Here is a 16,362-nt window from a genome sequence, read left to right as displayed (position 1 = left end):
TTCAGCTCTCCTGTTCGGGGCGGGTCAGGCGTGCCACCCGCGTCTTGATGGCATCGATGTCGGGCAGGGCGTCGGCCTGCACCGTCAGGCCGATCCAGCCCAGGTCGTGCCCGCGCCGGTCCTTCAACTGGATCAGCGCGGTGGCGATGCCGTCGGCGTCCGGCGTGAACGTGTCGTTCCGGGCGGCCAGGGCGGCCGGAATCGCGGTGTCTTCGGCGCGCACGGCCTGGCCGGGCTCAAGGCCCGTCTTGGGGCCGTCGGGATGCGTGACGGCGGCAAGGCAGATCAATTCGTCGCCGTCGATCAGGGTCCAGAACGCCTGACCCTTGTGGGCGTCGGACAGGTCGCGCAGCACGGCGGTGTTGCGTTCGGTCGATGTGCGCGGCGCGGCCAGCAGGGTCAGCTTTTCTTCGCTCAGCTTGTCCTTGGGCAGATCGGCGATGGTGAACCCGTCCGACACCACCACGATGCGTTCGCAGATGCCCAGCAATTCCTCGAAGTCCGACGAGATCACGACGACGGCGACCCCGGCATCCGCGACCTCCTGTAACAGCTTGTAGATCGACGAACGGGTGCCGATGTCGACGCCCTTGGTCGGCTCGTCCAGGATCAGGATGCGCGGTTCGATCAGCAGCCAGCGGGCGATGATGATCTTCTGCTGCATGCCCCCGGAATAGTTCAGCAGGCTTTGATCCAGCCGGTCGGCGGGCAGGCCCAGCTGTCCGATCAGGGTTTCCATTTTCTCGCGCACGGCGGAAAATCCGCGCCCGAACCCCTTGTGCCGCCCCATCTGGGCCAGCAGCAGGTTCTCGCGCACCGACAGGTCGGGCACGATGTTCTGGGCGCGTCGGTCTTCCGCGACAAAGCCCAGGCCGTGGCGGACCGCCTCGGCCGGGCGTCTGGGGTGCACCTGCGTGCCGTTGACGAAAATCTCGCCGCCCTGGCGCGCGCGCAGACCGAAAATCGCTTCGGCCGCTTCGCTGCGCCCGGCGCCGACCAGACCGCCAAGGCCCAGGATTTCGCCACCCCTCACCGAAAACGAGATGTCGCGCACCCAGGGTTCGGCCTTGAGGTGCTTGACCTCGAACACCGGTGCGTCGGTCATGGCATAGCCGTCGCGGCGCACGTCATAGATCGCACCGATGTCCTTGCCCACCATGTGGCGGATGATGTCGTTCTGGGTCAGATCCGCCGTCGCCACGTCTTCGGCCACGGTCGTGCCCTCGCGCAGGATCGTGACGCGATCGGTGATCGCGAACACCTCTTCCAGACGATGCGACACGAAGGCCAGCGCGCGGCCGTCGTCGCGCAGCTTGGCCATGATGTCGAACAGGCTGTCGACCTCGGTCGGGGACAGCGAGGCGGTGGGTTCGTCGAAGATCACCAGCCGCGCATCCAGCGCCAGCGCCTTGGCGATTTCGACCAACTGGCGTTGGGCCGCCGACAGGGTGCGCACCTCGGCATGCAGGGGCAGGGCGTGATCGTGGCCCAACGACAACAGGATTTCCGTGGCCCGCGCGCGCAGCTTGCCAAAGGACAGCCGGCCGGGCCGGGCCAGATCGGGCAGGAAGATGTTTTCCAGCACGTTCATGTCGGGCGCCAGGCTGGTTTCCTGCGCGACAAGGGCGATGCCGCTGTTGAAGGCATCGCGCGTCGACGTGATGGCAAAGGGTTTGCCGCCCAGGGTCAGTTCGCCGCCGGTGGGCGCGATGTGGCCGGAAATGATCCGCGACAGGGTGGACTTGCCCGCACCGTTGGCGCCCAGCAGGCCGCAAACCTCGCCGGGGCGCAGGTCGATCGAGGCATCCACCAGCGCCTTGGTGCTGCCGAACGTCTTCGACACGCCGCGGGCGGACAACAGCGGCGCCGCGCGTGTTTCGGTGTCATGGTGCGTCATTGCGGCCTCGCCGATCGGGCGACCCCGTGGGGGGCCGCCCGGAGTTGCGTCACTCGATTTCGTTGGCGAAAACGGTTTCCTTGATCGTCGGCAGCATCTCTTCGATGTTGTCCGAGGTCACGATCAGGATCGGCACGGTGATCTCCTTTTCGGGGGTGCCACCGTCCAGATGTTCGACCATCGCCTCGGCCGAGCGTACGCCCATCAGATAGGGCTGCTGCATCCCGGCCACGACGATGTCGCCCGATTGCAGAAGCGGCACGAATTCGGGGATGCCGTCGAACGCGCCAACCAGGACTTCGCCGGTCATGCGGGCCGATTTGATCGCCTGAAGCGCGCCCAGCGTGGGGCCGTCGGTCTGGACGAACATGCCGGTCATGTCCGGGTTCGACGTGATCATGTCCTGGGTGAACTTGAACGTCTCGTCGGCGGTATAGGCCTGCATCTGCTGCAACCCGGCGTCCTTGGTGATGCCGGCGTCGGCCATCGCGTCCTTGAAGCCCTTGGTGCGGGCCTGCCCGTTCAGACGGGCCTGCGAGATGCCGATGATCCCGACCGATCCGTCTTCCTTGCCGTCCGCCTTCATCGCTTCGGCCAGCGCCTTGCCGACGCCGTTGGCGCCCTCATAGTTGTTCGATCCGATCAGCGAGACGTATTCGCCGCTGTCGGTGCCGATGTCGGCGATCACCACGGGGATGCCCGCGTCCTTGGCCAGGGTCAGGATGGCGGGGGCGGTCGAACTGTCGGTGGGCGACAGCACGATGCCGGCGACACCGCGCGCCACGGCGTCCTGCGCGTTCTGCAACTGGGTCTGCGGATCGTTGGTGGAATCCAGCGCCGAGAAGCCATAGCCGTTTTCCTCGGCCACGGATTTCACGCCTTCCGAGACATAGCGCCAGAACGCCAGATCGAGGCCGGGCGTCATGTAGACAAGCTCGCCCTTGTCCTGGGCCTGCGCGAAGGGTGCGCTCAGTGCCAACGTGGCACAGGCGGCTGCGGCAAGTCCGAATATGCGTCGTTTCATCATGTGGTCTCCTCCCAGAGTGCGACCGCTTTGGTGCGGTCCGTTGAAGTGTCAGGCCGTGGCGCCGGGTTTGTCGGCGGCCAGGAAGGCCTTGGTCGTCTTGTAGATCCGCATTTCGTGATGCCCGAAGGCGATCGCGGCGGCCTCTTCGTCGTGCGCTTCGAGGGCAGCGAAGATATCGTGGTGATCGGCGATGCTGGCCTGGATGGAGCCGGCGCGCGCGACGATGCGGCGGCGGTATTCCAGCAGGTAATTGTAAAGATCGGTCGCCATGTCGGCCAACAGCGGGTTGCCGCAGGCGCGATAGATCAGCAGGTGAAATTCCCGGTCGCACAGCAGAAACCGCACCGGATCGTCCAGGCAATCGGCCTGCGCCTTCAGCGACCTGCGCAACTGGCCCAGGGTGCGTTCGCCGATCTCGCGCGCCGCGTCGCGCACCACCTGGCGTTCCACCAGCAGACGGGCGGCATGAACGGATTCGAGGTCATAGCTCTGGACCGCGCGGGCATGGGCGGTCTGCACCGCAAACCCGCCGAGGTCGGATTTCGCAACCGTCGTGCGTGCACCGTGGGCGACCTTCAGGATGCCGTGGGCCGCAAGGATCTGAACCGCGCCACGCACGGTTTCGCGGCTGACCGACAACGCCGAGGCCAATTCGCGTTCGCCGGGCAGTTCGTCACCGACCGAAAGCACCCCCGAGGCGATCAGCGCGGCCAGCTTTCCGGCGATCACGTCGCGCACGGTCGAGCGTGACACGGACCCGATCAGACCGGTCTGGCCTGCCAGATCCTGTGCGTTGGTCTGCACCATATCCGCCGCTGCCTCCCGTCAGTGGTTGATTGACCATACCAGTATGCCGGATCCCATGCGAAATCAATCCCGTTTCGGTGTCGGCGCCGGGCGGATACACCCGGCGCCGATGGGTCAGCCGCGGCCGATGAACGGCATCTTGGTGGCCATCACGGTCATGAATTGCACGTTGGCCGACAGGGGCAGGCTGGCCATGTGGGCCACGGCATCGGCGACGTGCTGGACGTCCATGACCGGTTCGGGCTTGATCGACAGATCGGCCTGGGCCACGCCGCCGCCCATCTTCGATGTCATCTCGGATGCGGCATTGCCGATGTCGATCTGCCCGCAGGCGATGTCATAGGGGCGACCGTCCAGCGACAGGCTGCGCGTCAGGCCGGTGATCGCGTGCTTGGACGCGGTATAGGGGGCCGACCCGGGCCGCGGCACATAGGCCGAGATCGACCCGTTGTTGATGATCCGCCCGCCCTGGGGATCCTGATCGCGCATCATGATGAACGCGCCGCGGGCGGCGATGAAGGCGCCGTTGACGTTGACGTTGATCGTGTAAAGCCAGTCTTCCACCGGGACATCGCCGACCGGCTGATTCTTGACGTTGACGCCGGCGTTGTTGAACAGCACGTCCAGCCGCCCGTGGTCGGCCTTGATCTTTGCGAACAGCGCGTCGGCCTCTTCGGGTTTCGTGATGTCGCAGGGAATCGCGCTGCCCTTGCCCATCATCTGAACGGTTTCGTCCAGGGGTTCGGGCCGGCGTCCGGTGACGATGACATGGGCGCCGCGTTTCGCCAGTTCCAATGCGCAGGCCCGGCCCACGCCTGAGCCGCCTCCGGTCACGAGTGCGATCTGTGTCATCTTCGGGTCTCCTCCAGGTTACTTTGCCGCACCTTCGCCGAGCGATGATCCTGCGTCAAGCATGGCTCAAAACTTGACGAGGTCGGATAATTTCAAGATTCTCGGCGAATCAGACGTCCTGCGTCCTGCGATGGGCGGCCAGCGCCATCAATCGCCGGTCGCGCCATGCCCCGCGTGCGCCCAGATCCTGGGCCGGCAGCGTCTGGCGGCGCTCCGCCTCGACCCGCTTGATCAGATCCGCGCTCCAGGGTTGCGGATCGGTGCGATCGCGGGCCACCGATAGATACAGTCCACCCAGCCGTTCGGCGTAATCGGCAATGCCGCCCGGCGCGTTCAGGTCTATGGTTTCAAACGGTCCCATGAATGACCAGCGCAGGCCAAGACCTTCGGACACCGTGGCGTCCAGATCGGCCAACGAACAATATCCTTCGTCATACAGCGCCCAGGCCTCGCGCAACAGCGCCCCCTGAAGCCGGTTCAGAACGAACCCCTCAAGCTCGCGGTTGACCCGGATCGGATGCTGATCGACGCGGTGCATCAGGGCGTGCACGGCCTCCACCGTTTCGGGCAGGGTCCAGGGGGCGGGGACGACCTCGACGATGCGGGCCAGGTAGGGCGGGTTGACCGGATGCGCCACCAGGCAGCGGGGCGCGATGCCCAACCCTTCGGTAAAGGCCGAGGCGGGGATGCCAGAAGAGGACGAGCCGACGATGGTATGATCGGCCAGAACGGTGTCGAGCCGTTCATAGAGTTCGCGCTTGACCTCGACCCGTTCCAGCACCGATTCCTGGATGTAATCGACATCGCCCGCCGCGTCGCCCAGGTCGGCGTGGCACGAGACGCGGGCGATCACCGCGTCGGGATCGTCGATCAGCCCGGCGTCGTGCAGATCGTCCAGTGACCGGCGCATCAGGTCCGGCACCGCGGTCAGCCGGTCGGCATCGCGGTCATGGACCCGCACGGTCAGACCGGCCCGGGCGAAGACGATCGCCCAGCCGATCCCGACCAGCCCCGCGCCGACGATGGCGATGCCACCGTCGCCCATGGTTTTCCCGCTCATTTCACGAAGGACTCTGCCCCGTCGGCGAGGCAGATTTCGCTGATCCGCAGACCTTCGTCGGAGATGCGGCAGGGGAAGGTGTCGGCCAGACCTTCCTCGTGGATCGGGATGACCCGGTGGGCGTCATAGCCGGTCTGCTTCATCATCTCTTCGGTCGCCAGCAGCAGGTTCATCTGTGACCCCAACGCCAGGCCGACGGGGGTGTACATCTCATCCACACCGACGACCGAGCCGTCGTTCTTGATGTTGGTGAACTGATAGACCAGATCGCCGGCCAGAACCCATGTGTCGTCCGACTGGGCCTTGCCGTCGTTGCGCACGGTGACCCACATCGACCCGAAGGTGTGGCTGTCCTTCGCCAGATGCAGATCGATCCCCGGCAGCACGTTTTCGACCGACCCTTCGACGGTGCGCAAACGCCCCTGTGCGGCAAGATTCACGCCACGCAGCACGTCCGACGGATCGACCGCGATCATCATCCATTTCAGACGGTCGGGCAGGGACATGGCCCAGACCCATTTCTCGATCTCCTCGCGCTGGATATAGAAGGTGGCGTTCGGAAAATCCTCGACGTTGCCGAAGTGGTCGAAGTGGGCGTGGGTGACGAAGATGGTGTCCACGTCCTCGGGGGTCAGGCCCATCTCGGCCAGCACGACCTTGGGTGAGCGCCAGTTCTCCACGCCGAACTTTTCGGCCAGATGCTGACCGTAATCCTTGTGGTTGTATCCGACATCCACCAGCGCGACATGGTCGGCGCTGCGGATCAGGACATAACAATAAGGCAGTTTCACATAGCCTTCGTTGTGCGCGCCATAAAGCACGCCGCTTTTGTGGTATTCCGGCACATAGCTGTATTCCAGAACGTGGATTGAATAATCGGCCATATCGGTCTCTCCCTTCGATGGTGTTCTCGGTCTCAGGCGGTGGGCTTGCGCACCGCGCAGCTGCAACAGGCGTTGTCGAAATCGACCGGAGTGATTCCGGCGTCCGGTTCGGCCGTGGCGATCAGCAGGCGCTGCGCCTCGGCCAGGTGGCGCAGAACATCGCGCCTGGCGTGTTCGTCGCCCGACATCCGCGCGGCCATGCGTTCGATCCCGCGTGCCGCGGCCGCAAGCTGTGCCGCCAGGTTGTCCAGCGCCGCGTGATGGCGGCGCGCGGTTTCGGGCACCGTTACGGATGCCACGGTATCCTGCGCCTCGGCCAGTTGGTCGCGGGCGATCGTGTACATCCCGTGATCCAGATGCAGGCCCGGGCCGCCGCCGTCGCGCGTCAGCGCCAGCAGGAAGATGCCGGAAAGCTGCGCCATGACCCGGCCCAGCACGCCGTAGGCGGGGGCGATGGTGGCAAGATAGCGATCGGTCGCAGGATCGGTCCCGGTTGCGGGGTGCAGATCGCCAGCCGCTCCGGCCTGTGGCAGATCCCAGACATCGCAGGTGGCGTCGTGCAGACGTTGTGTGCCGGTCATGTCCGCTCCTCGTTCAGACGGGCCGAGCCGCGCACCATCAGGCGGCCGGGCAGAAAATGCTTTTCGGGCGGGGCGGTCGCGGAATCGCGGATCCGCCCGATTTCCGACATCACGCGGTCGATCATCGCGTTCATCGGCTGGCGCACGGTGGTCAGATCGTGGGACGGCCAGCTTGCCATGGCGATGTCGTCGAATCCGATGACCGACAGATCGTCCGGGATCGACAGGCCCAGCGACCCGCGCGCCGCATCCATGGCGCCGATGGCGATGATGTCGTTGGCGCAGAACACGGCGTCGATGGCGCCGGTGCGCGCGATCAGCGCCTGCACCCCGGTGTATCCGGTTTCATAGGTGAAATCGCCGCCCGCATGGACGGCGGGTGGGGCCAGCCCCGCCTCGGCGCAGCCCCGGGTGAAGCCGCGCCGCCGATCCGCGTTGGTCGATGCGGTTGCCAGCCCTTCGATGAAGGCCAGCCGCCGGTGGCCCGACGCCGCCAGACGATGGGCCACCATGCGCCCCGCCTCGAAGTTGTCGCAGCACACCGAACTGGCCGCCGCCCCGTCGACATAGCGGTTGAACAGGATCACCGGCGTGCGGCTTTCGGCGAAATTGTCCAGCGCGCCCGAGGTCATCGTCGCCGCCAGGACGACCGCCACATCGGGGTTCAGCTGGCGCAGGGTGGGCAGGGCGCGTTCCACCTGTTCGTCACCATCCGAGGTGAACAGCAACGTGTGCATCTGGCGATCCTGAAGCGCGCGGGTCAGGTTGACCATCACTTCGGGATAGAACGGGTTGATGATGTTGTTGGCGAAGACGGCGACGATGCCGCTTTTGCGGGTGATCAGGCCACGTGCGAACAGGTTCGGGCTGTATCCCATGTCGGTCGCCTTTTGCAGCACGCGGCGGCGGGTGTCCGCCGCGATGCCGGGGTCGTTGCTGATCGCGCGCGATACGGTGGCGATCGACACCCCCGCCTCGCGCGCGATGTCCTTGACGGTCACGCGGGACGGGCGGGCGGCGTCGGCCCCGTTTTGCGTGTCCGTCATGCCCTTCATTCGTCGGCGTCGCGCGCCGGGGCGCCTTCACCGTAGGGCACGTTGATGCCGCCATAACGCCGCACCCGGATGTTGCACTGCTCGGCGTGGCCGACAAAGCCTTCCAGGATGCACAGGCGCGATCCGTATTCGCCGATCTTCACCGCCGCCTCGTCGGTCGTGATCTTCTGATACGAGTGGGTCTTCAGGAACTTGCCGACCCACAGACCACCGGTATAGCGCCCGGCCTTCTTCGTCGGCAGGGTGTGGTTGGTGCCGATCACCTTGTCACCGTTGGCAACGTTCGTGCGCGGCCCCAGGAACAGCGCGCCGTAAGCGGTCATCTTGTCGAGGAACCAGTCGTCGCGCTCGGTCATCACCTGCACATGTTCCGATGCCAGATCCTCGGCGGCTTCCAGCATCTCGTCATAGGTGTCGCACAGGATCATCTCGCCGTAATCCTCCCAGCTTTTGCCGGCGGTGTCGGCGGTGGGCAGTATCTTCAGGATGCGCTCGATCTCGGCCATGGTCCCCTCGGCCAGCTTGCGCGAATTGGTGATCATCACGGCGGGCGAATTGTATCCGTGTTCGGCCTGGCCCAGCAGGTCGGTGGCGCAGAGTTCGGCGTCGACGGTTTCATCGGCGATCACCAGCGTTTCGGTGGGGCCGGCGAACAGGTCGATGCCGACGCGGCCGAACAGCTGGCGCTTGGCTTCGGCGACAAAGGCGTTGCCGGGGCCGACCAGCATGTGCACGGGGTTGATGGTTTCGGTGCCCAGCGCCATGGCGCCGACGCCCTGGATGCCGCCCAGCACATAGATTTCATGGGCGCCGCCGAAATGCATCGCGGCGATCACGCCGGGGTTCGGCTTGCCGTTGAACGGCGGGGTGCAGGCGACGATGCGCGGCACACCGGCGACGGCCGCCGACACGACCGACATGTGGGCACTGGCGACCATGGGGAACTTGCCGCCGGGGACATAGCAGCCGACGGATTGCACCGGGATGTTCTTGTGGCCCAGGATCACGCCGGGCAGCGTCTCGATCTCCAGATCCAGCATCGTGTCGCGCTGGGCCTGGGCAAAGTTGCGCACCTGTTCCTGTGCGAACTTGATGTCGGCCACCTCGCGCGGGGTCAGTTGCGCGATCAGGTCGTCGATCTCGGATTGCGACAGGCGGAAATTCTTGGGCGAATAATCGTCGAACTTTTCGGACAGCGCGCGCACAGCCTTGTCGCCATTGTCCTCGATGTCCTTCAGGGTCGCCTCGACGGTCTGGCGGACCTTCGTGTCGTCGTCGTTCCGGTCAGCTTCGGAGCGACCGCGCTTGAGATATTCGATGGTCATGGTCTGGGTTCTCCTTGGAATGGACCGGGGTGAAGGGGGCCCGCGCCGGTTGCGCGGCGCGGGCCGGACGATCAGGGCTGAACGGTCGCCTCGATCTTGGTCAGGTCATACTGGTTGTCGGGCGCTTCACAGCTGCGGCAGTTGATGCCGGGCATGTCGGGCGCACGCTTGACCGCGCCTTCGGGCAGCGGCTGGATCGTCGCGCCTTCGGTCGGGTTGCCGTCCAGCGCCGATGTCAGCGACAGTTCGGGCAGCAGTTCGGGATTGAACACTTCGGACACGAACGAGCTTGGCACCTTGTCTTCGCCGAAGACGTTGCAGCCGTCCTCGAACGTGTCGCCTTCGCACATCTTGACCGCATCGGCGGGCACCCAGGGCAGGGGGTATTCGATGTTGCGCTCGCCCTCGGGCAGCGGCTCGCGCTCACCGTTGAGGATTTCCATCATGATCTTGAACGCAAATCCCGATTGCGCCGGGGCCGAGCCTGACGACACACCGGCCAGACCCTTGGCCTGCATGTCGGGATTGGCCAACGCCAGGCGGAAGCCGGCCGAGTTTTCGCCGGTCACCGGCACCAGACGGTTCTCGTCGGCCTGAAGCAGCGCCTGGATCACGCCGTATTCGCCGGCCTGCGCCCAGACGCCATCGACGTCGGGGTGGGCGGCCAGCGCCTTGGCGGTTTCCTGCTGGGTCGTGCGGTCGTCCCAATAGCTGTAGTATTCCGAGACGATCTCGATTCCCGGATACTGGTTGAAGATGTGCATCGCTCCGTCGGTGTGGCGTTCGTCGACCGAGTTGCCGGGCACGCCGCGCGACAGGAAGATCTTGCCCTTGCCGCCCAGTTCATTGACCAGCGCCTGTGCCGTGTTCTCGCCGAAGCCGCCCGACAGGAAGCTGATGTTGTAGGCGCATTGTTCGGTCACGGTGCCGTCGTACATGAAGAACAGCACGTCTTCCTGACAGCCCCGGCGCACCACCCGGTTCAGCGCGTTGGACGAGATCGGAAAGCTGACGATGCCGTCGGCGCCGTTGGCGATCATGCTCTCGTAATCCGAGATCTGCGCCTGCGGATCGGTGCCCGAGATCACCTCGACCAGTTCGACGGTCTCGTTGTAGGGCGGCGTCTTGGCCAGCGCCTTCACGATGTTGGCCGCCTCGGATTGCCACGCGTTGCCCGAATAGCTGAGCGACAGATAGATCAGCCATTTGCCGTCTGCCGTCTTGGCATCCGCCGCACCGGCCGACAGCATCGTCGTGCCGGCCAGGGCCGCAAGGGCCAGGGTCTTGAGCTTGTTGGTCACTTTCATCGTTTCCTCCCTGAAAGTCGTCGTTGGTCGTTCGTGGTGTTCAGTCCTTGCGCACCAGCACGGCGCGCAGGCTGTCGAACACGGTGTCGCGCAGCAGGATCAGCGCCAGCAGGATCACCGCGCCCTCCATGATGGTTTTCCAGCCCTGTCCGATGCCCAGCGCGCTGAGGATCGTGGCCAGCGTCGTCAACAGCATCGCGCCGCCGACCGTGCCAAGGAACGTGCCCTTGCCGCCCAGGATCGACGATCCGCCGACCACCACCGCGGCGATCGAGGGCAGCAGGTAATCGTCGCCCATCCGCAAGGTCGCGCCGTTGGCATAGCTGGCCAGCAGGATCCCGGTGAACCCGGCGCAGGCGGCCGAAATCGCATAGACCGACACCGTCAGGCGGCGCGACGGCAGGCCGGCGACATAGGCCGCTTCGGGGTTGTTGCCCACCGCCGTCAGCTTGCGCCCGAACGGCGAGAAGGATTGCACCAGCGTGCCCATGGCGGCAAAGGCGATCAACAGCCAGACAGGGGCGGGGATGCCGATGAACCGCGACCCCATGAAATCGTTCAGGACCGGCGCCGGAAAGCCGCGCGGCGTGCCGCCGGTGAAGCCCAGGCACAGGGAATAGACGATGATCCCGACGGCCATGGTCATGATGAACGGCGGCACGTTGAACACCGTCACGCCGATCCCGTTGACGACGCCGATCAGCGCGCAGGCCAGAAGGATCGCCGGAATGACATAGAACAGCCCGGCATTGCTGCCGTCCATCAGGGCCGCCGACAGCACGCCCCCCACGGTGATCACCGACGCGATCGACAGGTCCAGACCGCGCACGAGGATCACCAGACCCTGACCGAAGGCGCAGAATACAAGGAACGACGACAGATACAGGATCGTCTCGAGTTGCGAGAGGCCACCGAACGATGGGCTGACCAGACGCGAGGCGACGATCATCAGCGCGACGATGCCATAGATCGTTGCGACGGTGACCACGGTCGGGCTGATCCGCTGGGCCTTGCGGGTGTCTTCCAGCGGGATCGCGGTCTGATCGGACATCATGCGCCCCTCCGGTTGCTGGCCGCGTGATGGACGGCGGCGGAAAACAGGACGGCGGTGATCATGATCATCCCCTGGATGACGCCGGTGTAGAACGATGAAACCCCCATCGCGAACAGCACCTTCTGCATCAGCATCAGGGTTGCCGCGCCGAACAGCGACGCCGTGACGCCGCCGCGCCCGCCGCCGAATGCCGTGCCGCCAAGGGCGACGGCGGCGAAGGTCAGCAACAGGAACGGCTCACCGGCCGAGGGATTGCCGGTCGAGGTCTGGGCGGCCAGCATATAGGCCGCCAGCGCATAGAACGCCCCGGCCCAGACGAACGAGAAGAACTCGGTCCGCTGCACGTTGATGCCCGACAGGGCGGCCGCCTTGCGGTCCTGGCCCACGGCCAACAGGTTGCGGCCCGCGTCGGTGCGGCTGTAGATCGTCCAGAACACCACGCCCAGCGCGGCGATGACCAGCGCATAGGGCACGCGGTCGGTCAGCGAGGCGGTCAGCTCGTAGACCATGAAATCCGACACCATTCCGCCGGGCGCCTTCAGGATCAGCAGCGCGATGCCCTGGCAGATGATCATGGTCGCCAGCGTCGCCGCGATGGCCTGGATGCGCAGGTAGGCGACGATGATGCCGTTGATCGCCCCCACCGCCATGCCCAGCGCCACGGCAAGCGCCAGCAGCGCCAGCGCGCCGCCCGGCCCCTCCATCGGGGTGGTGGCGATCACCACGTTGACCAGCGATATGGTGCCCGCCACCGACAGATCGAACCCGCCCTGAAGGATGACAAAGGTCGCACCGGCCGCCGCCAGCATCAGCGGCAGGGAATTGTTGAACAGGGATTCGATGGAATAGGCCGACAGCGCCGAGGGCTGCACGGCGACATAGACCACGGCCATGACCAGGTAGATCACGATGATCAGGAACGCGCTGTCGGCGATATGGCGCAGGGTGACGCGGCGCGCGGCGCGGGTTTCGGCAACGCTGGGGTGGGTGGCGTCGGTCATCACGAGGCCTCCCGCAGGGGGGTGGGCGGCGTTCGGGCCGGGCCGTGGGCCGCGGCCAGAAGCCGTTCCTCGGTCATGTCGGCGCGCGACACCTCGGCCGAGACCTGGCCGTTGTAAAGCACGACACAGCGGGTCGAAAGCTGGACCAGTTCGGTCAGTTCGGAAGAATAGAACAGGATCGTGCCGCCGTTGGCGACGAAATCATCCATCATCGCATAGATCGACTGTTTCGTGCCGACATCGACGCCGCGCGCCGGATCGAACAGGATCAGGATCTTGGCCCCGGTCATCAAGGCGCGCGCCAACAGCACCTTCTGCTGGTTGCCGCCCGACAGGTTGCCGACCTCGAACCCCAGATAGCGCGGCGACAGCGCGACGCGTTCGGCCGATTTTGCCGCGCGGTTGCGTTCAAGGCGGGCGTTGACGAAAGCGCCGGTGCTGCGGGATGCGAAATCGGCCATGACGATGTTGGTGGCCGCGGTCAGGTTGTCGAAGATGCCGTCGGCCTTGCGCTCTTCCGGCACGAAGGCGATGCCGGGGGCCGTGCGCTGTGCCTTGCCGGGGGTGCCCAGCGGCGCCGACCGGCCGCCGACGATGATGTCGCCCGACGCCCGCTTGCGCACCCCGCCCAGCGCCTGGAACAGATCCTGCTGGCCCTGACCTTCCAGCGCGGCGACGCCGACGATCTCACCGGCGCGCAGGGTCAGGTTCAGACCCTTGATGGCGCCCACATGCAGATCGCGGGTTTCCAGCAGGATGTCGCCGGTGGCGGTTTCGGTTTCCGAGCGGGGTGCGGCGGGGGCATGGCCCACCATCATGGCAAAGATCCCGGCATCGTCCACACCAGCCAGATCGACGGTTTCGATGCTGGCGCCGTTGCGCAGGATCGTGGCGCGCTGACAGATCTCGCGGACCTCGCTGAGACGGTGCGAGATATACATCACCGCGACGCCGCGTTCGGTCAGGCGGCGGATCTGGCGGAACAGCCACGACGTGTCGGGCAGGGCGGCCGTGGGTTCGTCCAGCACCAGAAGGCGGGTGGCGTGCGACAGGGCGCGGGTGATCTCAATCCGCTGGCGCTGGGCCAGCGGCAGGTCTTCGATCATCGCGTCGGGGGCGATATCGGTGATCTCCCATTCGGCCAATATGGCCGCCGCGCGCTGCATGATCGAAGCGCGGCGTTCCGGCCAGAACCGGCCGCGCGACACCTTCGGCAACAGCAGGTTCTCGGCCACGCTGAGATGCGGGATCAGGCTGAGTTCCTGGAACGCGGTCGAGACACCGGCGCCGCGGGCCGCAAAGATCGATGCCGGCGTGTGGGGCGCGCCGTCCAGCAACATCGTGCCGTCATTGGGTTGAACCACGCCGGACAGGATCTTGACCAGGGTCGATTTTCCGGCGCCGTTTTCCCCGAGGATCGCGTGAACCTCACCGGCGCGGATACCCATCGTGACCCCGCCCAGCGCGACGGTCGCGCCATAGCGTTTCGCCAGATCCTGCACTGCCAGCAGTTGACCCATATTCCCTCCCAGGATCCGGTATCGTCGCCCAAACGGGCATTGGAAGCGTTTCCAGTGGCATTGGAAACGTTTCCAAACGATGCAGATTGTGATCGGTCCTGTCAAGCGCGGGATGCAGGGCTGCCTTGCATTCCACGCTGGGCGCCATGCGTTGAGGAAAATCAGGGCCTTGCGCGCAGCAGGAATGATGCGCCATGCGGCACTGATCTGGGCAAGTGCGAAAACCCGTGGTGGAATGGGGCGATTCGTGCCGGATCGCCGATGGCGCGGTCCCGGCGATTTGCATATTCGCAATTTGATGCGGCTGCTTGATTTGCATTATGCAAATATGCCTGATGGCGCTTTTCGTGGAACGGCACCTCGCCTATGCTGCCACCAGCCCAGAGGGAGACGGCGCGATGAAAGACATCCTGCAACAGCTTGAGGACCGCCGCGCCGAAGCGCACAGGGGCGGGGGCGAAAAGCGCATCGCGGCGCAGCACGCCAAGGGCAAGCTGACCGCGCGCGAGCGGGTCGAACTGTTGCTGGACGATGGCAGCTTCGAGGAATTCGACACCTTCGTCACCCATCGTGCCACCGATTTCGGCATGGCCGACCACAAGGTGCCCGGCGACGGCGTGATCACCGGCTGGGGCACGGTCAATGGGCGACAGGTCTATGTCTATTCGCAGGATTTCACCGTTCTGGGCGGATCGCTGAGCGAAACCCACGCCCAGAAGATCTGCAAGGTGATGGACATGGCGGTGCGCAACGGCGCGCCGGTCATCGGGCTGAACGATTCGGGCGGTGCGCGGATCCAGGAAGGGGTCGCATCGCTGGGCGGTTATGCCGAGGTGTTCCAGCGCAACGTGCTGGCGTCGGGCGTGGTGCCGCAGATCAGCGTGATCATGGGGCCGTGCGCGGGCGGCGCCGTCTATTCGCCCGCCATGACCGACTTCATCTTCATGGTGAAGGAAAGCAGCTATATGTTCGTGACCGGCCCCGACGTGGTCAAGACCGTCACCAACGAGGTCGTGACCGCCGAGGAGCTGGGCGGCGCGATCACCCACACCCGCAAGTCCAGCGTCGCCGACGCCGCGTTTGAAAATGACGTGATCGCATTGACCGAGGTGCGGCGGCTGATCGATTTCCTGCCGTCCAACAACCGCACCGGGGTGCCGCGCCGGCCGTTCTTCGACGATCCGCTGCGCCTGGATCACAGTCTGGACACCCTGATCCCCGACAACCCCAACAGCCCCTATGACATGACCGAGCTGATCATCAAGCTGGCGGACGAGGGCGATTTCTTCGAGATCCAGGAGGAGTTCGCGAAGAACATCCTGACCGGGTTCATCCGGCTGGAAGGGCGCACCGTGGGCGTGGTGGCGAACCAGCCGATGGTCCTGGCCGGCTGCTTGGACATCGACAGCAGTCGCAAGGCGGCCCGGTTCGTGCGGTTCTGCGACGCGTTCGAGATCCCGATCCTGACCCTGGTCGACGTGCCCGGCTTCCTGCCCGGCACGGGACAGGAGTTGGGCGGCGTGATCAAGCACGGTGCGAAATTGTTGTTCGCCTATGGCGAGGCGACGGTGCCCAAGGTGACGGTGATCACCCGCAAGGCCTATGGCGGTGCTTATGACGTCATGGCGTCCAAGCACCTGCGCGGCGATCTGAACTATGCCTGGCCCACCGCCGAGATCGCGGTGATGGGGGCCAAGGGCGCGACCGAGATCCTGTATCGCAGCGAACTGGGCGAGCCCGAGAAGATCGCGGCGCGCACGGCAGAATACGAAAAGAATTTTGCCAACCCCTTCAAGGCCGCCGAGCGGGGCTTCATCGACGAGGTGATCCTGCCTCATTCGACCCGCAAGCGCATCTGTCGCGCCTTCGCGTCGCTGCGCGGCAAGCGGCTGAGCAATCCGTGGAAGAAGCATGACAACATTCCGCTCTGACGCCGCCGTTGGATGCGAGGGCTGCGCGCCCTCGCGCTCCGCGGAGTATTTACAGCAAGAA

Annotated in this window: 14 protein-coding genes; 1 reads left to right on the top strand and 13 read right to left on the bottom strand. The window is 65.4% G+C overall.

From position 1 onward, the window contains the following. Window position 1 precedes the first annotated feature (1 nt). The 13 genes from CFP68_RS05570 to CFP68_RS05510 form a co-directional block, all read right to left on the bottom strand. Window positions 2-1,897 carry a sugar ABC transporter ATP-binding protein gene (locus CFP68_RS05570; RefSeq protein WP_099825566.1) on the bottom strand — a complete coding sequence of 632 codons (1,896 nt, stop codon included), beginning with the start codon at window positions 1,895-1,897 and terminating at the stop codon, window positions 2-4. Window positions 1,898-1,946: 49 nt separating this feature from the next. Then, window positions 1,947-2,924 carry a substrate-binding domain-containing protein gene (locus CFP68_RS05565; protein ID WP_206601892.1) on the bottom strand — a complete coding sequence of 326 codons (978 nt, stop codon included), beginning with the start codon at window positions 2,922-2,924 and terminating at the stop codon, window positions 1,947-1,949. A gap of 48 nt (window positions 2,925-2,972) precedes the next feature. Then, window positions 2,973-3,731: a FadR/GntR family transcriptional regulator gene (locus CFP68_RS05560; protein ID WP_099825564.1), complete on the bottom strand. Its 759-nt coding sequence runs from the start codon at window positions 3,729-3,731 to the stop codon at window positions 2,973-2,975. 114 nt (window positions 3,732-3,845) lie between these two features. Further along, window positions 3,846-4,583 (bottom strand): SDR family oxidoreductase, encoded by a 738-nt coding sequence (locus CFP68_RS05555; RefSeq protein ID WP_099825562.1) that lies wholly within the window; start codon window positions 4,581-4,583, stop codon window positions 3,846-3,848. Window positions 4,584-4,692: 109 nt separating this feature from the next. Beyond that, window positions 4,693-5,643 (bottom strand): 3-hydroxyacyl-CoA dehydrogenase, encoded by a 951-nt coding sequence (locus tag CFP68_RS05550; RefSeq protein ID WP_241523968.1) that lies wholly within the window; start codon window positions 5,641-5,643, stop codon window positions 4,693-4,695. Then, window positions 5,640-6,527: an N-acyl homoserine lactonase family protein gene (locus CFP68_RS05545; protein ID WP_099825559.1), complete on the bottom strand. Its 888-nt coding sequence runs from the start codon at window positions 6,525-6,527 to the stop codon at window positions 5,640-5,642. The genes CFP68_RS05550 and CFP68_RS05545 overlap by 4 nt, the downstream gene beginning before the upstream one ends. 32 nt (window positions 6,528-6,559) lie before the next feature. Next, window positions 6,560-7,108, bottom strand: coding sequence for a hypothetical protein (locus tag CFP68_RS05540; RefSeq protein ID WP_099825557.1), 549 nt, complete (start codon window positions 7,106-7,108; stop codon window positions 6,560-6,562). Further along, window positions 7,105-8,154 (bottom strand): LacI family DNA-binding transcriptional regulator, encoded by a 1,050-nt coding sequence (locus tag CFP68_RS05535; protein ID WP_158234133.1) that lies wholly within the window; start codon window positions 8,152-8,154, stop codon window positions 7,105-7,107. Before CFP68_RS05535 ends, CFP68_RS05540 begins: the two co-directional genes overlap by 4 nt. A gap of 5 nt (window positions 8,155-8,159) precedes the next feature. Then, window positions 8,160-9,488, bottom strand: a complete 1,329-nt coding sequence (hisD, locus tag CFP68_RS05530) for a histidinol dehydrogenase (protein WP_099825553.1) — start codon at window positions 9,486-9,488, stop codon at window positions 8,160-8,162. 71 nt (window positions 9,489-9,559) lie between these two features. Further along, entirely contained in the window at window positions 9,560-10,795 is a 1,236-nt protein-coding gene (locus CFP68_RS05525) for a sugar ABC transporter substrate-binding protein (RefSeq protein ID WP_099825551.1), read from the bottom strand. 40 nt (window positions 10,796-10,835) lie between these two features. After that, window positions 10,836-11,846 carry an ABC transporter permease gene (locus CFP68_RS05520; RefSeq protein WP_206601891.1) on the bottom strand — a complete coding sequence of 337 codons (1,011 nt, stop codon included), beginning with the start codon at window positions 11,844-11,846 and terminating at the stop codon, window positions 10,836-10,838. Beyond that, on the bottom strand, window positions 11,846-12,850 hold the full coding sequence (locus CFP68_RS05515) for an ABC transporter permease (protein ID WP_099825546.1): 1,005 nt from the start codon (window positions 12,848-12,850) through the stop codon (window positions 11,846-11,848). Before CFP68_RS05515 ends, CFP68_RS05520 begins: the two co-directional genes overlap by 1 nt. After that, entirely contained in the window at window positions 12,850-14,370 is a 1,521-nt protein-coding gene (locus tag CFP68_RS05510) for a sugar ABC transporter ATP-binding protein (protein ID WP_099825544.1), read from the bottom strand. Before CFP68_RS05510 ends, CFP68_RS05515 begins: the two co-directional genes overlap by 1 nt. A gap of 398 nt (window positions 14,371-14,768) precedes the next feature. Here CFP68_RS05510 and CFP68_RS05505 point away from each other — a divergent pair, with 398 nt between their 5' ends. Then, complete coding sequence (locus CFP68_RS05505; RefSeq protein WP_099826195.1) at window positions 14,769-16,301, top strand: acyl-CoA carboxylase subunit beta; 1,533 nt, start codon at window positions 14,769-14,771, stop codon at window positions 16,299-16,301. Window positions 16,302-16,362 lie beyond the last annotated feature (61 nt).

The sequence above is a fragment of the Oceaniglobus indicus genome (assembly GCF_002751875.1).
In the GTDB taxonomy this organism is placed as follows: domain Bacteria; phylum Pseudomonadota; class Alphaproteobacteria; order Rhodobacterales; family Rhodobacteraceae; genus Oceaniglobus; species Oceaniglobus indicus.
Note: the sequence above shows the minus strand (reverse complement) of the source record. Positions and strands in the feature narration are given on the sequence as shown.